This is a genomic window from Nocardia sp. NPDC046763, from assembly GCF_040645495.1.
Lineage (GTDB): Bacteria > Actinomycetota > Actinomycetes > Mycobacteriales > Mycobacteriaceae > Nocardia.
On the sequence record NZ_JBEYYI010000016.1, the window covers coordinates 36698 to 61643 of the forward strand.

The 24946-nt window shown below is 64.0% G+C and carries 19 protein-coding genes and 1 tRNA gene; 13 read left to right on the forward strand and 7 right to left on the reverse strand.

Annotated features, from left to right (window positions below; genetic code table 11):
• The first annotated feature begins 23 nt into the window (after positions 1-23).
• From ABZ909_RS24890 to ABZ909_RS24910, 5 genes are all read left to right on the forward strand, one after another.
• Positions 24-815: an N-acetylmuramoyl-L-alanine amidase gene (locus ABZ909_RS24890; RefSeq protein ID WP_357003564.1), complete on the forward strand. Its 792-nt coding sequence runs from the start codon at positions 24-26 to the stop codon at positions 813-815.
• Between the two features lie 214 nt (positions 816-1029).
• Positions 1030-2895, forward strand: a complete 1866-nt coding sequence (locus ABZ909_RS24895; RefSeq protein ID WP_357003958.1) for an amino acid transporter — start codon at positions 1030-1032, stop codon at positions 2893-2895.
• 174 nt (positions 2896-3069) lie between these two features.
• On the forward strand, positions 3070-3975 hold the full coding sequence (locus ABZ909_RS24900; protein WP_357003566.1) for a metal-dependent hydrolase: 906 nt from the start codon (positions 3070-3072) through the stop codon (positions 3973-3975).
• On the forward strand, positions 3972-5081 hold the full coding sequence (locus tag ABZ909_RS24905) for a PDR/VanB family oxidoreductase (protein WP_357003568.1): 1110 nt from the start codon (positions 3972-3974) through the stop codon (positions 5079-5081). The genes ABZ909_RS24900 and ABZ909_RS24905 overlap by 4 nt, the downstream gene beginning before the upstream one ends.
• 26 nt (positions 5082-5107) lie before the next feature.
• Positions 5108-6874: an SDR family oxidoreductase gene (locus ABZ909_RS24910; RefSeq protein WP_357003570.1), complete on the forward strand. Its 1767-nt coding sequence runs from the start codon at positions 5108-5110 to the stop codon at positions 6872-6874.
• A 424-nt stretch (positions 6875-7298) separates the two neighbouring features.
• Here the strand turns inward: ABZ909_RS24910 and ABZ909_RS24915 are convergent, their stop codons facing one another.
• On the reverse strand, positions 7299-8345 hold the full coding sequence (locus tag ABZ909_RS24915; RefSeq protein WP_357003572.1) for a TerC/Alx family metal homeostasis membrane protein: 1047 nt from the start codon (positions 8343-8345) through the stop codon (positions 7299-7301).
• A 191-nt stretch (positions 8346-8536) separates the two neighbouring features.
• Positions 8537-8965 carry a nitroreductase family deazaflavin-dependent oxidoreductase gene (locus tag ABZ909_RS24920; protein WP_357003574.1) on the reverse strand — a complete coding sequence of 143 codons (429 nt, stop codon included), beginning with the start codon at positions 8963-8965 and terminating at the stop codon, positions 8537-8539.
• 132 nt (positions 8966-9097) lie between these two features.
• On the opposite strand from ABZ909_RS24920, the gene ABZ909_RS24925 reads away from it, so the two are divergent.
• From ABZ909_RS24925 to ABZ909_RS24940, 4 genes are all read left to right on the forward strand, one after another.
• Complete coding sequence (locus ABZ909_RS24925; RefSeq protein WP_357003576.1) at positions 9098-9517, forward strand: DUF4234 domain-containing protein; 420 nt, start codon at positions 9098-9100, stop codon at positions 9515-9517.
• A 35-nt stretch (positions 9518-9552) separates the two neighbouring features.
• Positions 9553-9626, forward strand: a tRNA-Ile gene (locus tag ABZ909_RS24930).
• A 99-nt stretch (positions 9627-9725) separates the two neighbouring features.
• Complete coding sequence (locus tag ABZ909_RS24935) at positions 9726-10667, forward strand: tyrosine-type recombinase/integrase (RefSeq protein ID WP_357003578.1); 942 nt, start codon at positions 9726-9728, stop codon at positions 10665-10667.
• Positions 10668-10675: 8 nt separating this feature from the next.
• Positions 10676-11110 carry a hypothetical protein gene (locus tag ABZ909_RS24940; RefSeq protein ID WP_357003580.1) on the forward strand — a complete coding sequence of 145 codons (435 nt, stop codon included), beginning with the start codon at positions 10676-10678 and terminating at the stop codon, positions 11108-11110.
• A 140-nt stretch (positions 11111-11250) separates the two neighbouring features.
• Here the strand turns inward: ABZ909_RS24940 and ABZ909_RS24945 are convergent, their stop codons facing one another.
• The 4 genes from ABZ909_RS24945 to ABZ909_RS24960 form a co-directional block, all read right to left on the reverse strand.
• Complete coding sequence (locus ABZ909_RS24945) at positions 11251-12156, reverse strand: helix-turn-helix domain-containing protein (protein ID WP_357003582.1); 906 nt, start codon at positions 12154-12156, stop codon at positions 11251-11253.
• A 1143-nt stretch (positions 12157-13299) separates the two neighbouring features.
• Positions 13300-13512 (reverse strand): hypothetical protein, encoded by a 213-nt coding sequence (locus ABZ909_RS24950; protein WP_357003584.1) that lies wholly within the window; start codon positions 13510-13512, stop codon positions 13300-13302.
• 1318 nt (positions 13513-14830) lie between these two features.
• Entirely contained in the window at positions 14831-15139 is a 309-nt protein-coding gene (locus ABZ909_RS24955; RefSeq protein ID WP_357003586.1) for a hypothetical protein, read from the reverse strand.
• An 18-nt stretch (positions 15140-15157) separates the two neighbouring features.
• Entirely contained in the window at positions 15158-15295 is a 138-nt protein-coding gene (locus ABZ909_RS24960; protein ID WP_357003588.1) for a hypothetical protein, read from the reverse strand.
• A 122-nt stretch (positions 15296-15417) separates the two neighbouring features.
• On the opposite strand from ABZ909_RS24960, the gene ABZ909_RS24965 reads away from it, so the two are divergent.
• The 4 genes from ABZ909_RS24965 (at position 15418) to ABZ909_RS24980 (ending at position 24192) form a co-directional block, all read left to right on the forward strand.
• Complete coding sequence (locus ABZ909_RS24965; protein ID WP_357003590.1) at positions 15418-16191, forward strand: murein transglycosylase; 774 nt, start codon at positions 15418-15420, stop codon at positions 16189-16191.
• Positions 16192-16549: 358 nt separating this feature from the next.
• A complete protein-coding gene (locus ABZ909_RS24970; RefSeq protein ID WP_357003592.1) occupies positions 16550-23008 on the forward strand; it encodes a PA14 domain-containing protein in 6459 nt (2152 codons plus the stop codon).
• A 35-nt stretch (positions 23009-23043) separates the two neighbouring features.
• A complete protein-coding gene (locus ABZ909_RS24975) occupies positions 23044-23274 on the forward strand; it encodes a hypothetical protein (RefSeq protein ID WP_357003594.1) in 231 nt (76 codons plus the stop codon).
• Positions 23275-23886: 612 nt separating this feature from the next.
• Complete coding sequence (locus ABZ909_RS24980; RefSeq protein WP_357003595.1) at positions 23887-24192, forward strand: hypothetical protein; 306 nt, start codon at positions 23887-23889, stop codon at positions 24190-24192.
• A gap of 153 nt (positions 24193-24345) precedes the next feature.
• Here ABZ909_RS24980 and ABZ909_RS24985 read toward each other — a convergent pair whose 3' ends face one another.
• Entirely contained in the window at positions 24346-24894 is a 549-nt protein-coding gene (locus ABZ909_RS24985) for a CGNR zinc finger domain-containing protein (protein WP_357003597.1), read from the reverse strand.
• Between the last annotated feature and the right edge of the window lie 52 nt (positions 24895-24946).

The following is a 24946-nucleotide window of genomic DNA, read 5'->3' on the forward strand; positions in this document are numbered from 1 at the left end:
ATTCAACCGTTATCGTTTGTCCCGTGCGACACCGAACCTGGAAGTCCCTCGCGGCCCTCTGCGGCGCCCTGCTGATCGCGGGCACCGGCCAGAGCCTCGCCGCCGCACCGGTTTCGGGGTCGCTCGCGCGCCCGGTGCCGGAAGCTCCTGCCCGCCCGCTGTTTCCGATCGCCGGCCAGACCGTGGTCCTCGATCCCGGACACAACGGCGGCGGCGCGGCCCACGCCGACGAGATCAATACGCAGGTGCCCGACGGCCGCGGCGGCATGAAGCCCTGCAACACCACCGGCACCAGCGGCGACGACGGCTACACCGAGCACGAATTCAATTGGGATGTGGCCCAGCGCGTCCGCGACCTGCTCAGCGCCCGCGGCTACCAGGTGGTCATGAGCCGCGACAGCGACACCGGCGTCGGCCCGTGCGTGAACGACCGCGGCACCCTCGGCAATCGGGTCGGCGCGGCGGCCGTGGTCTCCATCCACGCCGACGGCGCGCCCGCGGGCGCCCACGGCTTCCACGTCGCCTACTCCTCGCCCGCGCTGAACGACGCCCAGTCCGGGCCGTCGGTGCAGCTGGCCACCACCCTGCGCGACACCATGGTCGGCGCGGGCTTCACCACCTCGACCTATGTCGGCTCGGACGGGCTGAACCCGCGGGCCGATCTGGCCGGGCTGAATTTCTCCGAGCGCCCGACCGCCCTCATCGAGTGCGGAAACATGCGAGATCCCGGCGACGCCGCGGTCATCGAATCACCGGATGGTCGCGCGCGATTCGCGCAGGCCATCGCCACTGCCATCGCGGCCTATCTGGGCTAGCACACCGGACGGAACGGCTCATGGCGCGGGCATTGTCTGCGCCCGGTTTGCCGTGAGTACATTCGTCACGTCATTTACGGAATATTTCGGGAAACCGGACGAACAGGGTTCCGGGGAGGACTCCTTGACCACGACCGACGTACAGCAGCGTTCGCGTTTCGCGAACTGGCTACTGGAAGACGCCGGGGAGCATTACTCGCAGATCCCGGGCCCGATGGCCAAGAAGGCCCCCAAGGAACATCAGCATTCCTGGTGGAAGGTGATGTGCCTGACCGGTGTCGACTACTTCTCGACACTCGGCTACCAGCCCGGCATTGCGGCGCTCGCCGCAGGCGTGCTGTCCCCGCTGGCGACCATTGTGCTGGTCGCGCTCACCCTGCTGGGCGCGCTGCCGGTCTACCGCCGGGTGGCCAGGGAAAGTCATGACGGCGGCGGCTCCATCGCCATGTTCGCCAAGTTCATGCCGAACTGGTGGGGCAAGATCTCCATCCTGGTGCTGCTGGGCTTCGCGGCCACCGACTTCACCATCACCATGACGCTGTCGGCGGCGGACGGTGCGGCGCACATCGTCGAGAACCCGTATGTGCCGACGTTCCTGCAAAACCAGAACATGACCATCACGCTGGTCCTGCTGGCGCTGCTGGCCGCGGTGTTCCTCAAGGGATTCAGTGAGGCTATCGGCATCGCGGTCGGACTGGTCGGCGCGTATCTGGCCCTGAATCTGGTTGTCGCCGCGGTCGGCATCGTGAAGGTGCTGCAGGCCCCGCACCTGGTGACCGATTGGTCGCATCTGCTGACGGCCGAGCACGGCAATATCTTCGCCATGATCGGCGTGGCACTGCTGGTCTTCCCGAAGCTGGCGCTGGGTCTGTCCGGGTTCGAGACCGGTGTCGCGGTCATGCCGCAGATCAAGGGCAATCCGGCCGATTCCAAGGAATACCCGCGCACCCGCATCAACGGCACCCGCAAGCTGCTGACGACCGCCGCGATCATCATGAGCGTGTTCCTCATCGTCACCAGCTTCATCACCACCATCCTCATTCCGGAGAAGGAGTTCGAGGAGGGCGGGCAGGCCAACGGCCGCGCGCTGGCCTACCTGGCCCACGAGTACCTGGGCAATGCGTTCGGCACCGTCTACGACGTCAGCACCATCGCCATCCTGTGGTTCGCGGGCGCGTCCGCCATGGCCGGTCTGCTCAATCTGGTGCCGCGCTACCTGCCGCGCTTCGGCATGGCCCCGGAGTGGGCGCGTCAGATCCGGCCGCTCACCCTGGTTTTCGCCCTGGTCTCGTTCGGCATCACCTGGTATTTCGACGCCAATGTCGACGCGCAGGGTGCGGCGTACGCGACCGGTGTGTTGGTGCTGATCACCTCCGCGGCCGTGGCCGTGACCATTTCGGCCTGGCGTAAGAAGCAGTACTCGCGCGTGCTGGGCTTCGGTCTGGTGTCGGTGATCTTCGTGTACACCACGATCGACAACATCATCGAGAAGCCGGCTGGTCTGCATCTGGCCATCCTGTTCGTGGTGGCGATCGTGGTGGTGTCGTTCGCCTCGCGTGTTCGCCGGGCCTTCGAGCTGCGGGCCGTCGAGGTGATCTTCGACGAGAAGGCCTGCCAGATGATCGACCAGCTGGCCGAGCGCGGTGAGATCCGCATCGTCACCCACGACATCACCGACGGGCGATCGCCGGAGGAGTACGCGGAGAAGGAAGCCGACCAGCGCCGCGAGAGCCACATCCCCGAGGACGAGCCGATCCTGTTCCTCGAGGTCATCGTGAAGGACCCGTCGGAGTTCAGCACCGAACTGCATGTGACCGAGGTGGACGTGGAGGACTACCACATCCTCACCGTCGAGGCCGCGGCCGTGCCGAACTGCATCGCGTCGATTCTGATCGCGATCCGCGACCGCACCGGCGAGTGCCCGCACGTGTATTTCGAATGGACCGAGGGCAATCCGCTCACGAACCTGGTGCGTTTCATGTTCTTCGGTGAGGGCGAGGTGGCGCCGGTGACCCGGGAGATCCTGCGCCGCGCCATCCCGCGCCGCTCCCAGCGTCCCCACGTCCACGTCGACAGCTAGCTCCGCACGAGGGAGCTCTCACTGCGGGGAATCGGACGAATTTCCGTAGTGAGAGCTCCCTTGTCGTTTTGTACAGGGGAGGGCTCGCAAGTTTAGGTGTAACTCAGGGTTTCATGCATGCGTAGAATATTGCTACGCTCACGCAGCAAACGCGATACGAGACCAGGAGTACCGATGAAGCTACTTCCGAAGCCGGGCCGCCGACCGGTGACCGAACCCGGAGAGGTAGCCCTCCATGCCCGGAATGTGCAGTTCGATTGGTCGCGGACCGAACCGGTCTGGATGAAGAAGGAACCGATCGCCTCGCACGTCCTCAATGCCCTGAGCATGCTGCTGCCCGAAGGCGAGCGCATGTTCCTGGTGACCTTCGGCGAAGCCCTGGAACTGGTCAAGGACGAGAAGCTGCGCGAGGCCATGATCGGCTTCATCGGGCAGGAGTCCATGCATGCCGAGAGCCACAACGGTGCACTCGAAGCGGTGCTCGCGGCCCACGGCATCGATGTCGCACCGTACGTGCGGCAGGCGGAATTCCTGTTCCGCAAGACCCTGGGCCCGCGGGAGCTGGCCTCCTCGGCGGCGCAGCAGCAGCAACTCGTGGAGCGGCTCGGCGTCATCGCCGCGCTCGAGCATTTCTTCGCGTTCCTCGGCGACTGGGTGATCAATGCCGACCTCGAGCAGTTCGACGCCGACCCGCAGATGCTGGATCTGTTCCGCTGGCACGGGGCCGAAGAGGTCGAGCACCGCATGGTCGCGCACGATGTGGCCGAGTACTTCGAGGTCGGTTACATGCGCCGCGGCGCGCTCATGCTGATCGTCTTCCCGATCTTCATCGCGCTGCTGCTGCGCGGCAGCAAGTTCCTGGTGCACGCCGATCCGTCGCTACCCAACCATCGCTATCCGATGCTGATCGCGCGGATCTTCGCGGCCATGTGGCGCGGTTCGCTGCCCGGAATTCCGTCGCTGCTGATGAGCGCGCTGTCCACGTTCAAGCCGGGCTACAACCCGGAGGGCGTCGGCTCGACCGCGCAGGCGGTGGCCTACCTGGCGCAGTCCCCGGCTGCCCGGGCGCTGGCCTCGTGAGCGCGATCCGTCCCGTCCCGGTCGCGCCCCCGCGCGATCTGTTCGGCAAGCGCCGCGCCGATCGCACCACACAGGTGCTGGACTTCATCGCCGAAAGCCGTTTGCGCTGGAGCACGTTCGTGAACCGGCACGAGCCGGACGTGCGCGTCGACGACTGGCGGATTCCGCTCGTCGTGGCCGAGCGCCGGGGCGAGGCGCACGACACCGATGTGATCAGCCTGCTGATGACCGCGCCCGACGGGCGTGCGCTGCCCGAGTGGCGGCCGGGCGCGCACCTGGATCTCGAATTGCCCTCGGGGAAGGTGCGGCAGTACTCGCTGTGCGGCGACCCGGCCGACCGGCACGCGTATCGCGTTGCGGTGCGGCGCATTCCGGACGGCAACGGCGGCTCGCTCGAGGTGCACGAGGAGCTGGCGGTCGGTACCCCGGTCACCGTGCGGGGGCCGCGCAATGCCTTCCCGTTCGTGCTGCCCGGGTACGGATCCTCCGCTGCGCGAGTGCATTTCGTAGCGGGCGGCATCGGGATCACGCCGATCCTGCCGATGATCCGGATGGCCGACCGGCTGGGTGCGGAGTGGAGCATGGTGTACGCCGGGCGATCCCGCGACACCATTCCGTTCCTGTCGGAGGTGGAGTCCTTCGGTTCGCGGGTGACCGTGCGCACCGATGACGAACACGGCATTCCCACGGCCGACGAGCTGCTGCCGGGCGTCGGTCCCGACACCTCCGTCTACTGCTGCGGGCCGGTCGTGATGACCCAGCTCATCGCCGACGCCGTGCGCGAAATGCCCGGCGTGGAGCTGTATTCCGAGCGTTTCTCGCCGCCGCCCGTGGTGAACGGCACCGCCTTCCAGGTGGAGCTGGCTCGCACCGGCGCGGTCCTCGACGTGCCCGCCGACAAGTCGGTGCTCGAGGAAGTGCTGAAGGCCCGTCCGGACTCGTCGTATTCGTGCCGGCAGGGCTTCTGCCGCACCTGTGTGGTGCGGGTGCGCTCCGGTGAGGTCGACCATCGCGACACCGTGCTCACCGACGCCGAGCGCGCGGCCGGCGACATGCTCATCTGTGTATCCCGTTGCGGCGGGGACCGTTTGGTACTGGACATCTAGCGCCGTCTCTCAACGAGGAGAAGATCGTGATCGATCACCCCATCGTCAACCCCGCCGCCGAACGCCTGGTGCGCAGCGGTGAATTCGACATCGCCGTCTACGAATACGGTGAACCCTCGGCAGAAACCATTGTGTTGGTGCACGGCTGGCCCGACGACAACCATCTGTGGGACCGGGTGGTGCCGCTGCTGGCCGACCGCTTCCACGTGGTCACCTACGACACCCGCGGGCACGGTCGCTCCACCCGCACCGACCGCACCGAGGACTACCGGCTCGAGCACTTCGCGGCCGACTTCTTCGCCGTCGCCGACGCGGTGAGTCCCGATGCGCCCGTGCACATCCTGGCCCACGACTGGGGTTCGGTGGAGATGTGGGAGGCCGTCTGCGAGCCGCAGGCCGCCGGGCGGGTAGCCTCGTTCACCTCGGTGTCCGGACCCAACCTGGACCACCTGGGCGCGTGGGTGCGGTCGAGCCTGTCGCGCGGCAAGGTGTGGGGGCCGTTCACCCAGCTGTTGTCCTCGGCCTACACCGGGCTGTTCATGACGCCGGGCGTGCCGCGGGTGGTGCTCAAGCCGCTGGGCACCGAGAAGATGTGGTCGCGCTTCGTGGGGCTGATGAACGAGACCTCGCCGGCCAACATCAAGCTCGGACCCGAGTTCCGGCGCGACTTCTTCGACGGCATGCGCATCTACCGCGCCAATATCCTGCAGCGCCTGGGCGATCCGCGGGAACGCCGCACCGAGGTGCCGGTACAGCTGATCATCGCGCGCCGCGATGTCGCGGTGCGGCCGGCCGGCTACGACGACACCAAGGACTGGGCGCCCAACCTGTACCGGCGCGAGGTCGGCGGCGGGCACTGGCTGCCGTTCTCCCACCCGGAGCTGCTGGCCACCTCCACCGTCGAGCTCATCGACTCGCTGCGGACGGGGGAGACCCCGCGGACGCTGCGGCGCGCCGAGGTCGGCCGGGAGCAGCGCACCTTCGAGGACCAGCTGCTGGTGATCACCGGCGGCGGCAGCGGCATCGGGCGCGAGACCGCGCTGGCGTTCGCGCGGCGCGGGGCCGAGGTGGTGCTCTCCGACATCAATCTGGACTCGGCCAAGGAGACCGCGGAACTCATTGCGCGCGAAGGCGGTACGGCGCACGCCTACCAGCTGGACGTGTCGTCGGAGGCGGCTGTCACCGAGCACGCGGCGGCGGTCATCGCCGCCCACGGGGTGCCGGACATCCTGATCAACAATGCCGGTGTCGGCGCGGCGGGCGACTTCTTCGAAACCCCCGCAGCCGAATTCGACCGCGTGCTGAACATCAACCTGCACGGTGTCATCAACGGCTGCCGCGCCTTCGGCAAGGCCATGGCCGATCGCGGCCTCGGCGGCCACATCGTCAACCTCTCCTCCATGGCCGCCTACACCCCCCAGCGCGGCTTCGCCGCCTACTCCACCTCCAAGTCCGCGGTCTTCATGTTCTCCGACTGCCTGCGCGCCGAACTGGCGGGCAATGGGATCGGCGTACATACCATCTGTCCCGGCATCGTGCACACCAATATCGTTGCCACCACTCGCTTCTCGGGTGTCTCCGCCGAGGAGGAGGCCGCCAAGCAGCAGCGCTACGACAAGCTCTACGCCGCCCGCCGCTACGGCCCGGAGAAGGTCGCCGCCCAGATCGTCAAGGCCGTCGAGCAGGGCCGTGACGTCGTCCCGGTCACCCCCGAAGCCTGGCTCCAGTACCGCTTCAATCGCTGCGCCCCGGCCGTCGCCCGCTTCTTCGCGGCGCGAGTGAAGCTGACGTAGCAGCGCCCACTGCCGCGGGGGCTCACACCGGCGATGAGCCCCCCGGAAAATGGGTTTGTCGGGCCGATTCTCCCCGGCGTAGCTTTCGGCTATATCTCGCGGTCGGAGGGGCCGTGAGGTGGGGGAGAAGGCCGACGATGGTTGGCCGGATTGATTTGTGTGGCCATTGTGATCGTTCTGGTTGTCGCGACGGCTGTTGCCACCCGCGGCGAGCCTGATCGCCGCCGTGGAAGTCGCAGCCGGAGTTGGGGATACGGCCCCGCGCGGCTGCCACGGACAGGTCTTGAACACCGCCTCCGGAAGTTCCAGCGCGTTGCTCGAGCCGAGGGGCCGGGAACGGCGCAACAGCATGGGTTCACGCTACGTCGATGTCTACGCGGTTCGCGAGTGCTGTTCGCCGGTTCCCGCGCAGCTGCCGCGCGGTTCACTGCACGTCGACCGCGGTCTCCTGGGCCTGGCCCTGGTCGCCGCGGGTGGCGCGGAGGCTGGTGAAGGTCACTGTCGCGAGCACCACCACGATCACCAGTAGTGAGGCGGCCGTTGGGATCTGGGGGACGCCGCTCCAGATGCCGTGCGCCCAGTGCAGGACCAGCTTCACGCCGATGAAGGCGAGGATGGCGGCCAGGCCGTAGGCCAGGTGCACCAGGCGGGAGAGGGCGGCGTGCAGGACGAAATACAGTGCGCGCAAACCGAGTAGCGCGAAGGCGTTGGTGGCGAACACCAGGAACGGGTCGCCGGTGACGCCGTACACCGCGGGCACCGAGTCGACGGCGAAGACGACGTCGGTGGCCATGACCGCGCCGACCACCAGCGCCAGCGGGGTGAGGGCGCGGCGGAACCTACCGGGCTGGGCGGGATCCGCCTCGCGGACCACCATCTTGGTGCCGCGGTAGTCGTCGGTGACGGGCCAGATGCGGCGTAGCAGGCGCACCGACTTCATGTTCGCGACATCGAGTTCCTGCGCGTGCCCGCCGGCCGCGTCGGCCAGCAGCTTCACCGCCGTCACGAGCAGGATCATGCCGAACAACAGAAACGCCCAGTCCAGGGTGGCCAGGGCGGCCGCACCGAGGGCGATGAAGATGCCGCGCAGCACCAGCGCGCCCGCGATGCCGTACAGCAGCACCCGCTGCGCCAGCGCCGCTGGGACCGCGAAGGCGGACAGCAGCAGCATGAAGATGAACAGGTTGTCCACCGACAGTGACTTCTCCAGCAGGTAGCCGGTGAAGAACTCCACCGCAGGGGTGCCGCTGTTGTTGAACCACAGGAACACGCCGAAGGCAATGGGCAGGGCGATGTAGAAGACGGTCCAGGCGATGGCCTCGCGCATGGACACCTCGTGCGGGCGGCGGGTGAGCGCGAAGTCGAGGATCAGCAGCGCCAGCACCGCGGCGATCGTCCCGCCCCACAGCCAGGGCGTACCGACACTGTGGATGGTGGTGGAACTCGCGAGAACGGGCAGGGTAGGACTCATTGGACCTCCTCGGGCAGGGTGAACCAGCCGAGGTCTCCTTCACCTGCGTCTTCGAATGCCACAGCCGCAGGCAACCATCCGGGGGACGCGTCGGCGCGGCCCGTACTGACCGGAGTGATTCTTGGGAAGTACTCCCCTCAAATCACGCAGGATAGTCGACCCTTACCCGCGAAGTCCACCCGGTACGCGTGTCAGCGGGGCGTGAGTACCACCACGGCGATCGGACGCGAGGTCATCGCCTGGTACTGGGTGTAGCGGCCCTGGTTCACCTTGTCGACGAGCTGGAAGCGGCGCGCGTATTCCGGATCGTCCGGATAGGTGGCCTGTGCGGTGACCGGAATCCGCTTGGTGCCGATCTGAATGTCACAGTCCGCCTTGGCCTTCACATTGGCCAGCCAGCCCGGCGGCCTCGGCGACCCGCCATTGGAGGCGGTGACCAGATAGTCCTTGCCGTCCTGCGCGTAGGTGAGCGCATTGGTGCGCGCCTGGCCGGTCTTGCGGCCGACCGTGCGCAGCAGCAGCGTCGGGTTCCCGAACAGCAGCTTGTGCCCGACCAGGCCGTTGCTGTTCTCGTAGATCCACTGATGTGCCTTCAGCACGTTCGCGAACAGACTCGCCATCGTGTTCCTCCCTGCGGTCGTGGATCTCCTCAGATTAACGCTTCACGATCCGGTCACGATCTTGTGGATACGTTTCCCGAGCCGGTTCGCCCGGAATTACGAAAACCTCACGACGACAAAAGGATTCACCGCATGACCACCGCCCTCGCCACGCCGATCAAGCCCCGTAACCCGGTGCTGGTATGGCTGGTCTGGCCCCTCATCACCCTCGGCATCTACTTCTTCGTCTGGTACTACAAGATCCACAAGGAAATGGCCGAACTCCGCCGCGACCCCGAGGCCCCCGTCGCAGGCCCCCTCCTGGTCATGCTCTTCCTCTCCTGGACCGGCATCGCCGCCATCATCAGCTTCTGGCGCACCGGCACCCGAATCCGCCAATCCCAGGAAGCCGCCGGCCTCGAGGGCACCTGCAACCCCATCCTCGGCTTCGTCCTGAACCTGATCTTCGGCCTCGGCATCCTCTACTATCAGCTCGAACTCAACAAGATCGCCGACAGCTACCGTAAGCCGTATAGCGAGTCCAAGTGGGCATCGACCCTCCCGAGGCGGTAGCATCTCGCGAAGCCCGCAGTGATCTGAAGCGGTCGGGGGCGGTAGCTCAGTCGGTTAGAGCCGTGGACTCATAATCCATTGGTCGCGGGTTCGAGCCCCGCCCGCCCCACTTTCGCTACCTGACCTGCTGATATTCGCCGATCTGGAGTCAGATCGATCCAGAACAAAGCTCGTAGACCAATGGATTCCGAGCGTAGAATCAGCGGGCATGGGGGCACTCGACCTGGACGATCTTCGCGAGCTGAAGGAAGATTTCGCCACCGAACTCCGCCGGCGGAACCGGAGCCGGAACACCATTGACGGCTATCTGATGCGGATCGGCTACTTCATCGACTACCTGATCGAGAACAAGTCGCCGACCGTGGCGCCGGACGTCACACGCGAGCACATCGGCGGATTCATCGAGTCCTTGCTCACGCGACCGAATAAGCGCACTGGCGAACCGCTCTCGCCGGAGTACGCGCGCGGTCACTACCGCGCTCTGCAGCAGTTCTTCAAATACCTTGCGGCAGAGGACATCATCGAAGCGGACCCGTTCGACAAGATGACGTTGCCCGCCGCGCCGGAGCGCCTCACACCGGTTCCGTCCGACGACGCGCTACGCGCGCTGCTGTCCGAGTGCTCCGGTGCGGACTTCGATTCGCTACGTGACACGGCAATCATCCGGATGTTCACCGACACCGGTTGTCGCGCGGGTGAACTCGCAGCGCTCGACATCGACGATCTCGACTTCGCGGAGAACACGGCTATGGTCGTCGGCAAGGGAAGACGCCCACGCAGTGCACCATTCGGTGACAAGACCAGAGCGGCGCTTCGTAAGTACATGCGCGCACGAGCCAAACATCCTCAAGCTGGCCACACCTCGAACGAGAACGCCCTGTGGCTTGGCCGTCAGGGACGCATGACCGACAACGGAATCCGCCAGATGCTCGAGCGGCGCGCCGCCGCGGCGGGCATCGACCACATCCACCCCCACCAGTTCCGCCACTGGTTCGCACATACGTGGCTCGCGAACGGTGGCCAGGAACAAGACCTCATGATGCAGGCGGGTTGGCGGTCCCGCCAGATGCTCGACCGCTACGGAAAGTCGGTGGCCGACGAACGCGCGAAGGCAGCGCACCGACGTGCCCGGCTCGGCGACAAGCTGTAGGGAGTGCGATGGCGGTTGACCAGATTTTGGGCAAGACGACCCGCGATGCACTGCTCCGTGCGGCCGATGGGCTCTCACGGGGCGTGGTCGACGTATCCGGATTTCCTGCGGTCGGCAAATCGAGCGTATCGAGGTGGCTGGCATCGCAATTCGGTGCGTTGGTCTTCGACAAGGACTCATTCGCACCGGCTCTTGAACAGGCGGTGATGTCCGAACTGACTGGCAACCCGCATGATCGCGACAGCGCAATCTATCGACGGGTTGTAGGTCCCCATGTCTACGACGCACTGGGGAAGAACGCGTTGCTGGTCGGCCAACACCATCTTGTAGTGATTGATGCTCCGTTCATCGGATACGTCCGGACCGCCGACCGTGAAGGGATGTCGCTGGCGGCGTACATCGAGGTGCAGGCCAACAGCACGACAGGTACCCGAACACCTTGAGCTGATTCGCGATTGGTTCGGGCAGCCGTTGTGGGAGATGCAGCCCGGCGACGCCGACATCTATTTCGGGGAGGCGGGAGGCGAAGCCGTCGACGTCGACAGCTCGGGTCGGATCCGCGAGAGCTGCACCCATCCCGGTTTTACCGAGCCGGTCGGTTGCGCTTGACGATCTGGAGTTGCTCGTAGGGTCGCAGAGGTTGCATGGGGCGCAGGGATCGGCATGTATACAGGTCGACTGTGCCGGTGGCTGGGTTTCGCACGAGGACCGAGTCGTCTTCGGCTTCGGCTTTAGTGAGTTCGGTGGTGAACAGCCGCGTGAAGATTTTCGGTGCCTGCGCGTGGCAGGAGTTGAAGATCTCGTCGAGTCGTTGTTGTGGGACGAGGCCTGGTCCCATCACCCGCAGCATGTGGATGGTACGGGTGGCGACCGCTTGCCAGTTGACGATGTGGTCGCGGGCGGTCTTGGTCATGATCCACTCGACCACATTGGTGGGCCGGGGTGAGTCGGGGTCGGCTGGCACGAGGTCGGGTGCGAGCTTTCGAGCGGCAGTGTTGGCGGCGAGCACGTCCATGTGAGGGAAGCTGAGGTAGTAGGCAGGGCTTGCGATCATCTCCAGATGATCGAGGTCGTCGTCGCTGATGATCAGCGGCAGCGTATTCACTTGGAGGGCGTCCATCCCGTTGAGGACGAGTGAGGTGATCTTGCGCAGCGTCCAGTCCGGTAGGTCCAGTGCGCGGCACCAGACGGTGAGGCTCTCGGTGCTGGGTTTGCGTAGACCGGCTTCCCATTTCCGTAGCGACGACAGGGTCGTCAAGGCTGCGACGGCTACCTCCTCCTGTGTCAGTCCCAGGGCTTCACGGCGTCGGCGCAAGTAAACCCCGACTTCGGGCCGGTCATACCCCCACGATGGCTTCTCAGATCTGCGGCGCTGCCCGGCAGGCCGGACTGGGCTTAGGTGTGCGTGGGGTATAGACCGATGATCAGGGTCCGGGTCGGGAACCGAAGGTGCGGCGATTTGCACAGCGGGCCTTTCTGACAACCTCACGCGCGGCCAGATGCACCTAGGAGTGGTCGATCAAATCATCTGGATTAGGCGACGCCCCCTGGTTGGTGAATTCGCGGCAACGCAATTCAACTACGCAGAAAGAACTATTACGCCATTAATCTGAAACATGCACTGTTATGAACATCACACCTCAAGCAAGGTGCTTCGTGCATTCTTCGAGACGCTCCTTGTTCGCCGGACCAAACTGGTGTAAGCCGAGACGGTCCTGGTCGCCATGCTGATCGATTTCTATGGATCGATCGGCCCGGGTTGTGATGGGGCCGATGGGTCGGTTTATGGCAGTCTGGTTCCCTCTGGCGGAACTGTGACAAGAAGTGTCACCCAGACGTGGGAAATAACCGACTCGGTTCGGTCGTGAGCGGTGCAAAGGACCTGTTGAGGGCTGCTGTTCAGCCGCCCAGTTTCGATGTATCCGGACCGGATCTTCGTGTGGTTGCCGCCTAATCGCTGTGTGCGGGTGGGTGGTTGGTTGCTCGCCTGATGCGAGTCCATCGGGGTCTTCGAACCTTGGTGATCTTGCACCTAATTTGCCTGGAGTAGAACGGGATTCGAACGACGGTGCATGCTGATTGCTATCTCATGGCAAGGGTTGTCGGGTCGGGGGGTGGGTACGAGATCTCGACTTGCGCCGCGTGCGTTTGGCCTGCACAGTCTTGCTCGAACGAGAAACCTGAGGAGCAGCTGAGAAGACGGTGTGAGTCATCGCCGGCCATTGGGCCGGGAAGTTGTTCCATAGGTCGCGGCGGTCGTCCAGGGCAGGGACGGCCGCAGCGAACAATCACGTGCACGCTTTGTCGGGTGCGTGTTGCGAGGAGATTTATGCCGTTCCGCATTTGCGTATGCGGCTGTCCGATCGCGTGTAGTTCGTGATGTCGAACGCGTTCGAGCTGACGACATTTCTGGAGGCTGCCCAGGGGCGTGGTCTATTCCCGGAATAGTCGTGCGCAGCTCAGAACGATTCACTGTGAAAGGTCGTCAATCAATGCTTGTGTTCGGTTCGAACGGTCGTGTCCGTGGTGGGATCGCCGCGATCGCGGTTGCGGGCGCGCTCGCAGCACCCGCCGTGGCAGCTAATGCGCAGCCGCTGGCTGTGACGCCGAGTGCCGGTGATCTTCCTTCGTCTCAGCCGATCGATTCCAACTCCAACGACAGCGGGCAGTCCGGGTCGTCGAGTGGAGGATCATCCACCAGCGGATCCTCGGTGGGAGGTTCATCGTTCACCGGTCCGTCGGTCAGCGGTGGCTCCTCGGGAGGAGGGTCGCTGAGCACGGGTTCGCCGGAGGCCAACAGCGGGTCTGCCGCGAACGTGATCGGTGGATTTGTCGGGAGCTTCATTCACAGTCTGATTCCGGGCTCGTGACAGTCGGTGTAGGAGAAGGCCGCAGCGCAACCGCGTGAAGGCGGCGTTCGTCGGTGATGTCGCGCCGTACTGAGCACTCTCGTCGGCGGACCTAGGAACCAGAGACCAGATCGTCCGTGAGGCCCTCGCTGGCCAAACCGGGTTCATCCTTGCGCGTCGGGGCTACGGATGGGGGTCGTAGTGGAGAAGAAAGCAACACCTGGTGCAAGCATTGGATAGCAACGAACCGAACAACGACGATCCTGGCGCGACTGAAATCCTCGCCGCTCCTGGGAGCAGCCTTCGTGACAGTGACGCGGACCAGTCGGCCGCGATGCCCGAGAGCGGCGTCATCGATCTCGACGAAACCGAGTCGGTTGAGGACTTCGATGACGATGTCATCGATACCGAGGCGACAGAAGTCATCGTCGTCGCCAACCCCGATGTCACAGACGTCGACGACTCTCCCGGAAGCAACAACGCTTCCGGCGGTGACGCATCCGGCGTTGATGACGACGCCGTACTGCCCGCACAGGATGGCACCGATCCGGACCTCACCGACGGAATCGAGAACCCGGGTCCGGTGGTTTCCGCCGTCGGTGCCGGCGAGGTCGCCGTGCTCCCGGATGGTGATCCCAAGGACCTCGACGATTCGTCACTCGTCATCGACGACATCGATGACGAGGCAGAGGGCGACAAGGCTTCTGGGGAGTCAGGCCCAAGTTTGTCGCAATGGCTAGTCGGCAAGATCGCCAGTTCCGCACTGTGGCAGAAGATCTCGGATCGCTTCGAGGGTTCTGACACGTGGCAGCGACTCGCTCGTGCTCTCGAAAAGCGGGGTATCCGGCGTCATCTGCCGAAGGTAGCCGCAGGTGCTGTGGTGCTGAGTCTCACGGTCGGTGTCGTTGCCGCGGCGGAGTCGAGGGGAACCGACCATGCGGGCGCTACCCCGTCGTCGTCGGAGCCAGCTGATACGCAAACCTACGACGACCTGACAACGACCCAAACCGGATCGACAACTCCGGCGATCGGCCTGGCCGACAGCGCGGTGACCCCTACCGACGTTCCGGTTCCCGCTGACACCACCACGCCCGATCCTGCCGGCGGAGCGACGTCAACCGATTCCAGTCCCGCCGACTCGCCCACCGCGACAACCGATCCCAGTCAGCCGACCACCACGACGGACACAACGACCACCCCGCCGCCCACGACAACCGATACCCCGACGACAACGGCGGTACCCAGCGTCTCGATCAGCGCGAGCGCGACTCTCTCCCTCGGCTCTACCCCGCAGCCCGATCCCGGCCAAACCATTCAACCCTCGGTCATCTCCACCCCAGATCCGGTCACCACCGTCACCACCGTCACGGTGACCGCCGGCCCACCGAGCACGACCATCACCGACTCCACGACACCCTCACCAGCGACAACAACACCTCCCTCGACCACGACGCCTCCGCCAACGACCACAACGTTGCCGCCGGCCACGACGCCTCCGCCTGTCACCACAACGCAGCCCCCGGTCACGACCCCGCCGTCGACCACACCTCCGCCAGCCATTACGACGACCCCACCCTCCACATCGTCGCCGACGCCGTCGACCGCGCCGTCCACCTCGCTCACTCCGTCGCCGACGCCATCTCACTGCACTACAGCGCCGACCACGACGGCGAGAAAACCGACACAGCCGCTGTCCTCGCCGACACTCGCGCACCCGCCGACCTCGACTCCGCCGACGTCGACACCGCCACCGCCGCCCTCGACCTCGAAACCACCCACGACCTCCTCTCCATCGACTCCAGCGCCGACCACGACACGTGCCTGCGGCTAGCAGTCGGAAGCGAAAGCACTATCGAGACAGTGAATTTCGAGGAACCATGACCCACCCATACAGCCCCGGAGTGCGACGCCACACAGTGGTCTCGGCTCGGCTGACCCTGCTGCTGTCAGCGGTCGCCATGGCGATCACCGGATGTGGCGAAGGGCCCAGCCGCATTCCCGATCCCGTTGCACCCGGCACCGGTGGACCGATGCCAGTGATCCGCCTCGACGCGGTCGACAACAAACTCGACCAACTCCGTGCCTGGGCGCAACCACGTGCCGACCAACACGGCATCCCCACGCGGGCACTCGAAGCCTACGGATACGCCACGGTCGTGATGGCGAAGGCACAGCCCTCGTGCCACCTCGGATGGACGACACTGGCCGGAATCGCCCGCGTGGAAAGCGACCACGCCCGTTTCGGCGGCGCGACGATCGCCTCGGACGGCACGGTGATACCGCCGATCCGCGGCGTCGCCCTCAACGGAACCGCCGGCAACGCCGTCATCGTCGACCCGCGCGCCACCGGCCGCTCAGGTCGCACCGTGTACGCGCGAGCCATGGGACCGTTCCAATTCATTCCCGACACCTGGAACCGCTGGGGTACACGCGCAAGCGCCGACTACCAGACTCTCGCCAACGCGCTGGTCAACGGTAAACCTATTGCGACCGAGGGCCTTTCGGGTAGCCCCGACAACATCGATGACGCGGCACTTGCTGCGGGCCGTTACCTCTGTGCCTCCGGTGGGGACTTGGCCACCAGCGGCGGCTGGCGACAAGCAATCTTCGCCTACAACCACTCCTCTGCCTACGTGAACCAAGTACACAGTGCCGCAACCGGGTACGACACATGAGCGCGCCGCAGACTGCGCGGCTCTGGCCCCGCGGAGTGCCATGAGTACGCCGCCGATGAACGGCGACCTTGTTGGGGGGAGCCCAGGCTCCTGCCGCTTGGACTGTGTTGGTTCGTTCTCGAGCTGAATTCGAAGTGATCCGTAGCATTCCGAACTAGTGCACGCGGATAGTCCTGCAGGTCAACGGTTCTCGTGAATCTTCTTATTTATAGCCCCGATTTCGGGGCGTGACAGTTTGTAAAGGGATATGTCCTATCGATTGTGGCGACGCGTGTGGTTCTACGCGCGGACGCATACGTGGGTAAAGGTCGCCGCCGCGATCTTAGTTTTTGCGTTAGCGGCGCAAACCGTACATGTCATGGTGACACCGACTGCGGCGAGTAAGTACTCGATCGACGGTGCGCGGCATCTACCGCTACTGAAGCCGGTCGACAGCGCGACACCTTTGAAGGAGCCCGAACAGAAGGATCAGCAGGGTGATTTCACCCCGCTGATAAAAGGCGCCCGTACTGCCTTCGACCCGAAGACGTCGAAGGAATCGGGGCGGTCGAGCAAGTCGATCGAATACGTCAACAAAAATGGCTCGCATTCGGTGGCGTTGTCGCAGACGCCTGTGAGCGTGTCCGACGGGCACGGCGGCTGGGCGGCAATGGACACACGAGTGGTGGACAAGCCGAACGAGAAGGCAGCCGTGGTGCGAGACGGTGCGCACACCCAGTTCGCACCGTACGCCGATGACCCCAAGCTCCTGGAGGTCGATTCGGGTCAGGCACCGGTGTCACTCGCCCTCGACGGGGCCAAGAAGGTCAAGCGGTCCGTCAAGGATTCCACCGTCACCTACTCCGACGTGCTGACAGGCCAGGACCTGACCTATACCGTCGAGCCGGGGGCAGTCAAGGAAGCGGTAGTCGTCAAGAACGCCAAGGCGGTGGGCGACGGCCGGTGGACGTTCACCCTCAAGCTCGGCAACGGACTGACCCCCGAACTCAAGGGCGACAGCGTCGTAATCGCTGATTCAAAGGGCGAGCAGGTGGCGGCGTTCCCGCCGATCCAGGTCTTCGATTCGGCGAACAAGGACAGCAAAGACAGGAAGAAGACCGCCGCGCAAACCGGCGGCAAGTATGCGCTTGCCCACAAGGGTGATGCATGGACGTTGACGGTGTCGGTCGCCAAGGGCTGGCTGACCGACAAGAAGCGTGTCTTCCCGATCACCATAGACCCGACCTACACCTACGGATTCAGCACACAGCCGGCATCGTTTGCGTACTCCTCCGACGGTGCCACCTCATGCCAGAACACCTGCGGTATCGCCGTCGGCAACTCACTGCCGAACGGCCAGAACCTGTTCTGGCGGTCCACCTTCCGCTTCGACTTCACCCCGGTAGCCGGAAAAACAGTGGTGGGTGCACAGCTGGCCTTCCAACAGACCGGCACCGCTGGCACCTCCAACTCGTTCACCTCGGCCGTATCGAAGGCCACCAACCCCCTTGGGTACAACGCGGTCGGTGCCCCGCTTGCATCCGGGCCGATCGGTGCGACCGGCACCATGCAATCGCAGGCACTGACCGACTTCGTCACCGCCGCAGTGGCCAACAATGACCCCAATGCCTGGTTGATGCTGACCGGCAGCGAAACCGGCGACCTGTCCTATAAGCAACTCCAGGTCCAGCTGGTCCTCGACTACGGCACCGCGCCACCGGTCTCGGTACCCGCCACTCCCGTCGATAACGCTGTGGTGGCAACGCTCACCCCGACGTTGCAGACCACCGCGGTGTCGAACCCCTCGGGGGATGCCACACAGTACTGCTTCAAGGTCTCGACCGGCATCGACGGCCGATCGGGCAGTGTCGTGGACTCCGGATGCCTGGACACCCCGTCGTGGACGGTCCCGAAATATGTGCTGCACGATGGTGGCAGCTACACGTGGACCGTGGATACCGCGATCAAGGGCGGGGTGACGGTAACTCCCGCGAATTGGGTGCGCCACTTCCGGTTGGACCAACGGATCGGTGACCCAGGACCGGTACCGACCGATGATGAGGGCCCGGTAAGGGTCAACCTGTTCAACGGTAACGCCCATAGCGAGATCAGCGGCCCCGGATTTGCTGCGGTGGGCGGCAGCGCAGGGGTGAAGTTCGCCTATAACTCGCAGGCTGGTGAACCTCACGGCATGCGGGCGTCGTATTTCAACGATTCCCAGCACAACGGCACTCCCGACAACACGCCGGTGCTCGTGCGCAACGAGTCACAGGTGAACCTGAACTGGTCCAATCCGCTCGGAAATTCCAACGGCAATTTGAATCCAGGCGCGTTGGAATCCCGCACAAGCCCGCCGGCGCTGGCACCGGACTTTTACGTGATCCGTTGGGAAGGCTATTTCCAGGCCACCATTGCGGGCAACTATCAGTTCACTGGTGTAAACATCGATGGCGCACGGATCTGGGTTGGTGGCAACCTGATCTACGATCAGCAAAACCGTTTCAACGCCGACCCGCTCCAGGTCGGATTGAACGGCTGGTCGAATCAGATTGCGCTGCAGCAAAACCAGCGAGTTCCGCTCAAGGTCGAGCTCTACCACAAGACGCTGGACCCTGCGTTGATGCAGCTGTGGGTACAAACTGACCCGGCCCGACCACAATTGGTGACCACCGACTCGCTGTACCCACAAGATGTTTCCCCGCTCCCGTCAGGCTGGACGCTGGCCAACCAGGCCGGAGGCTACACCCACGCCGAACTACTCGACGGTGCTGTGGTGTTGACCGACACGGCTGGCGGTACGCATACGTGGGTGCGCACTCCCGGCGGCTACGCGCCGCCCCCGGACGAGGACGGTGTCCTGGCCTTCGACGCGGCTGGCCAGATCTCGGTGACCGAGGACGGTGTCGTGTCGCTGTTCAACGCAGATGGCACTCTTGCAGCGGTGTCCTCCGTGCTGGACAGTAAGAAACCTGCTTCGCTGCAGTACCTCTACTCGGGTACTCCACCACGGCTGACACAGATCAAAGACCCGGTGTCAGGACGCACGCACACTCTGTACTACAACACCGACAACAGCGACTCCTGCTATGGCGGCGCGTCCAAGCCGGCCGGGGCAACAAGCGCCCCGCAGGGCAAGCTGTGCCGGATCGCTTACTGGGACGGCACCGAAACCCGTCTGTGGTACGACCGCCAGACCCTGCTGCGGATCGAAAACCCGGGTGGGGAGATATCAGACTTCGCGTACCTGAAGATCCTGCAGCAGAAGGTTTGCCACCCCAACCCCGTGAAGGGCCAACCCGACGTCTGCACGACCATCGACCCGGTGGAAGATCGCGACGGTCCCCACGGTCCGCTGGTCACTATCAGATCCCCGCTCGTCAACGATTGGATAGCAGCCCAGTCGGCGTTCTCTGTCACTGCCGGTGTCGAGACCGATGTCACTTACACCCTCAGCGCAGACATCCCGGGTAACGCAGACTCCATGAAGGAGCAGAAGTACCGGGCGACGAGCGTTACGCTGCCGCAGACGGGAACGGGGTTTCAACTACCGGCCCGTGCTCAACACTCCTACGGCTACGACTTCGTCGGCCACGTGGGGTGGGTGCACGTGGCAGGCTTGAGCCCGCAGAGCGGGTTCGTGCGCAAGGTCACGATGGATGATGCTGGCCGCACGCTGGTCGGCACCGACGCCTTGGGTAACACGACGTCGACAGTGTGGGTGCCGGGCAAGGACCTGCGTCAGGCTGTAGTCGACGCTGCAGGTCGACAGGTAACTACGATCTATGACCACGCTGATCGCGCGACGGACACCTACGGTCCTGCACCCGGGGCATGCTTCACTGGGCAGACGCCGACGTTAGCCTGTGCTCCGTCGATGCCTCACAGGCACACCGACTACGACCAAGGCATTCCTGGATTGCAGGCGGCGTTCTATGACAACCCCTACCTGTCAGGGGCCCCGAAGTTGTGGACGACCGGTGTCGGCACCACTGACGGCACCCTGTCGGGGAATTGGACAAACGCGGCGCCGGTGGCTAACAGCGGTGGTTGGTCGGGGCGGTTCTCCGGTGAGATCCAATTCCCGGCGGCCGGCGACTACCCGATCGGACTCACCGCTGTCGACGGGGTCCGGTTGTGGATCGACGATGTTCTGCTGATCGACTCCTGGAACGACAAGGCCGTCACCACCGTCGCTGGCACATACACCAACGGCGTTGCCGGTAGCTGGCATCGGATCCGGGTCGATTACTACAACCATTCCGGTACCTCGGGTGCGCTCAATCTCGCGTGGACCCCACCGGGCTCTTCGACGCCGGTGACGGTACCGGGGCAGAGCCTGGCACCTCGTTACGGGTTGCAGACTGCCACGCTTACAGAGGACACCTCCGGTGGCAGCGTTGAGCGCGCGCCGTCATCGAAAACTGCTACCGGGTTCTCAGATCCTGGCACCGGGATAGATCCAGTATTGGGACTGGCGGTCTCGGTTACCGCGGACCCGGGTGGGATGAACCTCACCGCAAAGCACACTTACGAGACACCCGGAAACGGATATCTCCGAAGCCTCGCGGGCGCACTGCCCGCTGGCGATGTCAGCTCTCCCGGCAATCGGGTAACCAACACCTACTACGGGGACCAAGAGACCCGCGCGAACCCGTGTAATACAGCCGCGCCAGCGGCTATTCAGGCCGGGCTGGTCAAGACCGTCACGGGAGCCACGCCCGCCAACGGTTCGGCCTTGACCACCGAGAAGGTCTACGACACCGCTGGACGCGTCGTGGCCTCCCGGATCGGTACTGGCGATTGGGCATGCGTCAGCTACGACGCCCGCGGCCGCGTGGTCCAACAGACCTACCCTGCCTTCGGTGGCCAACCTGCCCGTACCGTCACCTCCAACTATGCGGTGGGTGGCGATCCGCTGACCTCGAGCATGACCGACGCATCCGGATCGATCACCACAGTGATCGACTTGCTCGGTGAGACGGTGAAATACACCGACGCTTCCGGAGTCGTGTCGGCCCGCGTCTACGACCAGGCCGGGCGCATGACAAACAACACCGTCACCGTCAAGACTGCCACCAGTGTGACCACCTACAGCTGGGATGACGCGTCGCACCTGACATCGGTTGCCCTCGACGGCAATACGATCGCCACTCCCACCTACGCCAACGGTGATGAACTGGCCAGCGTCGCGTACGGCAACGGCTCTCGCCTCGACTCACTGAACCGCAACAGCGCCGGCGTGCCAACCGCACTGACTTGGAAAACGTCGCAGTCCACGGTCACAGACACAGTGATCCGATCCCGCAGTAACCGGATCACCGACGACGCGGTCACCGCGGACGGGAAGGCTGTCGCCAACTACTCCTATACCTACGACGGGGTCGGTCGCCTGGTCGCAGCGGCGGTTCCACACCACCAGCTCGCCTATAGGTTCGACGGTGCCAATGGATGCGGCCCTGCCACCGGAGCCGGTGCGAATACCAACCGCACCTCGTTCACTGATGTCCTCGACGGCGGCACCCCCGCGGTCACGGCCTACTGCTATGACAACGCCGACCGGCTGTTGTCCACCACCGGCGCAATCGCCTTGTCGTTGACCTACGACGCACACGGCGACGCGACCCAGGTCGGCGGGGACCAACTCGGCTACGACGCCACTGATCGTCACGCCTCCACCAAAACCGCTGCCGGAACACTGATTTCCTACGGATATGACCCGGCCAGCCGGTTGATCACCCGTAGCGTGACCGGGGCGACCCAGCAGGCGAACAACACCACCACCCACTACGGGTACGCCTCCACAGCCGATAGCGCCGACGTCATTCTCGACGCCAATGGCACGATGGTGCAGCGAATCCTGAACCTGCCCGGCGGGGTGGTTCTGACAGTGAACTATTCCCAGTCGACACCGGGGGGCGGGTTCACCCTGCCTGGTGGGTCGACACCCCTACCCCCAACGACTTGGTCATATCCGAATCTGCACGGCGATATCCTGTTCACCGCCGACGGGTCCGCTACGCGTTCCGCGCAGATCTATCTCTACGATCCGTACGGTCAGAACATCGATCCGGCGACGGGAGCGATGGGCGACATTCCTGTCCCCGCCACCGCACAGGGCGGTATGGACTTCGGCTGGCTCGGCCAGTACGAACGCCCCATCGAACATCTGGGTGGCGTCCAAGCCATCGAAATGGGAGCACGCACCTACCTTCCGATCCTCGGTCGATTCCTTCAGGTCGATCCAGTACCGGGCGGATCAGCCAATGACTACGACTACGTCAGCGGCGACCCGATCAACCACCAGGATCTGAAGGGCACCGACGAAGTAGCCGATGCAGCCGTAGCGGTCGCGATCGCTGGATGCTTGGGTTCCGGCGCCTGCGAAGCAGTCGGGGCGGGTCTCATGGTCGTGGGTGCTGTGGCGGGCTTGGCCGCCGGAGTGTATTACATGGGTAGGAAACGGCCTGAAAAGAGTGAGTCCACAGAGCCGGAGCCGGTAGTTCAAGATCCCAACAGGCCGACTAAGATTCCAAAGCCTGGACTGCCCGATGACACGGATAAAAGCAAATCAACGGATGCTCCAGACTGGGTGAAGAATTCTAATTACAGGCCATATGCTGGAGAGAGTGGCAAAGATTTTGCAAAACGGATCATGGATGCGATCTATGGGCCGGGGAAGTACAAAACCGGTGCGGCTACTGAATATCAGAAGATTCAGAAGTGGGCAGACAGGAAGTTCGTAGATCCGCCGGGGTACAATAGAGTCCCGGCATATGATCCGAAGGGCTCGGATCAGAACAAGCCGAATCCTTCATACAATAGTCCGGGATCGCCCTAAGTGTGAATGCTCACAATGAGAATTTGAGGATCGGCATGGATGTAGTGTATCTGCTCGAACACTTCGATGAGGATGCGGCCGATGACGAGCAGCCCTATTACATTGGAGTGTACTCGACTGATTTATCTGCACGTCGGGCTGTAGAACGCCTGGCGGGTCTCCCGGAATTTACCAGTCGCGCGGGGGACTTCCTCATATCTCGGATGGTCTTGAATGAAGATTCCTGGGTTAGTGGATTCTTTACCTATGATTACGAAGTTGAATGATCCATGGAAATGAGGCGTTAAGCCTTCGGGCTGCGAGCTTCGAGATCATATAGTGCAAGGAAACGAAAAGGACATGCGAACCGTATTCATGCTAACCCACGAGTATTGTCTCAGTCCGGGGCAAGATGAAGTGAAGCTAATCGGACTATACTCGTCTGAATATGAAGCAAATGAAGCGATAAAACGACTTCGTGGCCAGGCTGGATTCCGTGATTATCCGGATTCGTTTTGCATCCGACGGTATGAGGTTGATAAGGACTACTTGAATCGGAGCTTTGAGGAGGGTGACTCCTAAAACTCCTTTAGTTCTCAGGTGCAAGGGATGAGTCGTTGTTAAGCCCGGTCACCTGTTCGTATCCACACTGGATGCGAACAGGTGACCGGTGGGGAGGGGGCCGGCGAGCCTTGAGGCACCCGGTGGCTTCCGGACAGCGACTCCGTAGGACTATTTCATGCCGCTATCTGCTGATTCAGGAATTCGGCATGGACCTGCAGTGGGGTCTTGTAGCCGAGTCCCGATGAGGAGTGCAATGATTAGTTTATCCTTCTCCACCCCAGAACGATCGGCTACGCCGGGACCGGCCGAGGATCGGTCCCGAAGCCGGTGAGTCGATGTCACTCGACGATCACCGGCAGGCCTTCGCCGCGACCATGGCGGTTCTGCTCTCGGAGTTCAACGCCTATCTCGACCGGCCTGGCGCCGATCCCTACGCCGACAAAATCGGCTACCGGCAAGGCGTCATCTGGCTCAGCGACGAGGAAATCACCGAGGCGGCCGGTGCCTTGCAGAGGGCCCTGGGAAAGATCGCAGAAAATGGTCCCCGCCCCGGTCGCCGCCCCCGCCTCATCAGCCTGATCCAGTTCCCGACCGCGGGCCCGTCCGGCAACTACTGCGATGGGCTGCCGGACCAGGAATAGCAAGCCCGATGGGCCGGTAGCAGCCTGCCTGCCATACAAGTGAGCTGTAATGGCGCATACCGCGCTGACCGAACCGGCCAGTGCGGGCATCGGAAGATCAACTGGCCGTGCCGATCCGAGGCCGGTGGAACGTCCGCAACTGTCGATTGCAGGTCACTCGTCGGCAGGGCGGTTTGTCTGACGTCGCCGGTAATGCGCTGCGGCGGCGGCACGGTCGTTGCAGCCGTCGCAGCAGTATTTGCGGGTGCCTGGGCGGGTGCGATCGACGAACACGCAGTCACACGGGGCCGCCGCGCACACACCCAACCGCCGGATGCCATGCGCGACAAGATGCTCGGCCACCGCGGCAACGATCCGGGCGGCGAGAGCGTCGAACCCGCGTGCGTGCCCGGCGGGGCGGATTCGGACCGAACCGTCACCATCCTGTGATAGCTGAGGGACCGCCGCATACTCGCTCAACATTGCATTGGCCAGAGCTGTTGCCCGGGCACGGTCCTCGCATTCGAAGAGAGGTCGCAGCTGCTCGCGCAGGGTACGCAGCCGATCGAGATCGGTATCGGCGAGCTCGGCGGCCAACTGGATTTCATCACCGCGCCGCAGGAGCGCTCGAAAATACTCGGTTGTCGTCAGCCTGTCGGGCGGATCGGCCAGGAGGTAGACGGTGTTGATCAGCTCTACACCGAGGTCTAGATCGTCGTTCACTCGATCACCGTCCTCCTTGACCGCCTCACGGGATGCACCCTACCCTTCTCAG

Bases quoted from the DNA above. Each gene is read 5' to 3' on its own strand.
- ABZ909_RS24895 (WP_357003958.1), top strand. From the start codon at position 1,030: ATGGCCAAGAAGGCCCCCAAGGAACATCAGCATTCCTGGTGGAAGGTG.
- ABZ909_RS24900 (WP_357003566.1), top strand. From the start codon at position 3,070: ATGAAGCTACTTCCGAAGCCGGGCCGCCGACCGGTGACCGAACCCGGA.
- ABZ909_RS24915 (WP_357003572.1), bottom strand. From the start codon at position 8,345: ATGAGTCCTACCCTGCCCGTTCTCGCGAGTTCCACCACCATCCACAGT.
- ABZ909_RS24920 (WP_357003574.1), bottom strand. From the start codon at position 8,965: ATGGCGAGTCTGTTCGCGAACGTGCTGAAGGCACATCAGTGGATCTAC.
- ABZ909_RS24925 (WP_357003576.1), top strand. From the start codon at position 9,098: ATGACCACCGCCCTCGCCACGCCGATCAAGCCCCGTAACCCGGTGCTG.
- ABZ909_RS24935 (WP_357003578.1), top strand. From the start codon at position 9,726: ATGGGGGCACTCGACCTGGACGATCTTCGCGAGCTGAAGGAAGATTTC.
- ABZ909_RS24940 (WP_357003580.1), top strand. From the start codon at position 10,676: ATGGCGGTTGACCAGATTTTGGGCAAGACGACCCGCGATGCACTGCTC.
- ABZ909_RS24950 (WP_357003584.1), bottom strand. From the start codon at position 13,512: ATGAAGCTCCCGACAAATCCACCGATCACGTTCGCGGCAGACCCGCTG.
- ABZ909_RS24970 (WP_357003592.1), top strand. From the start codon at position 16,550: ATGGTGACACCGACTGCGGCGAGTAAGTACTCGATCGACGGTGCGCGG.
- ABZ909_RS24975 (WP_357003594.1), top strand. From the start codon at position 23,044: ATGGATGTAGTGTATCTGCTCGAACACTTCGATGAGGATGCGGCCGAT.
- ABZ909_RS24980 (WP_357003595.1), top strand. From the start codon at position 23,887: ATGTCACTCGACGATCACCGGCAGGCCTTCGCCGCGACCATGGCGGTT.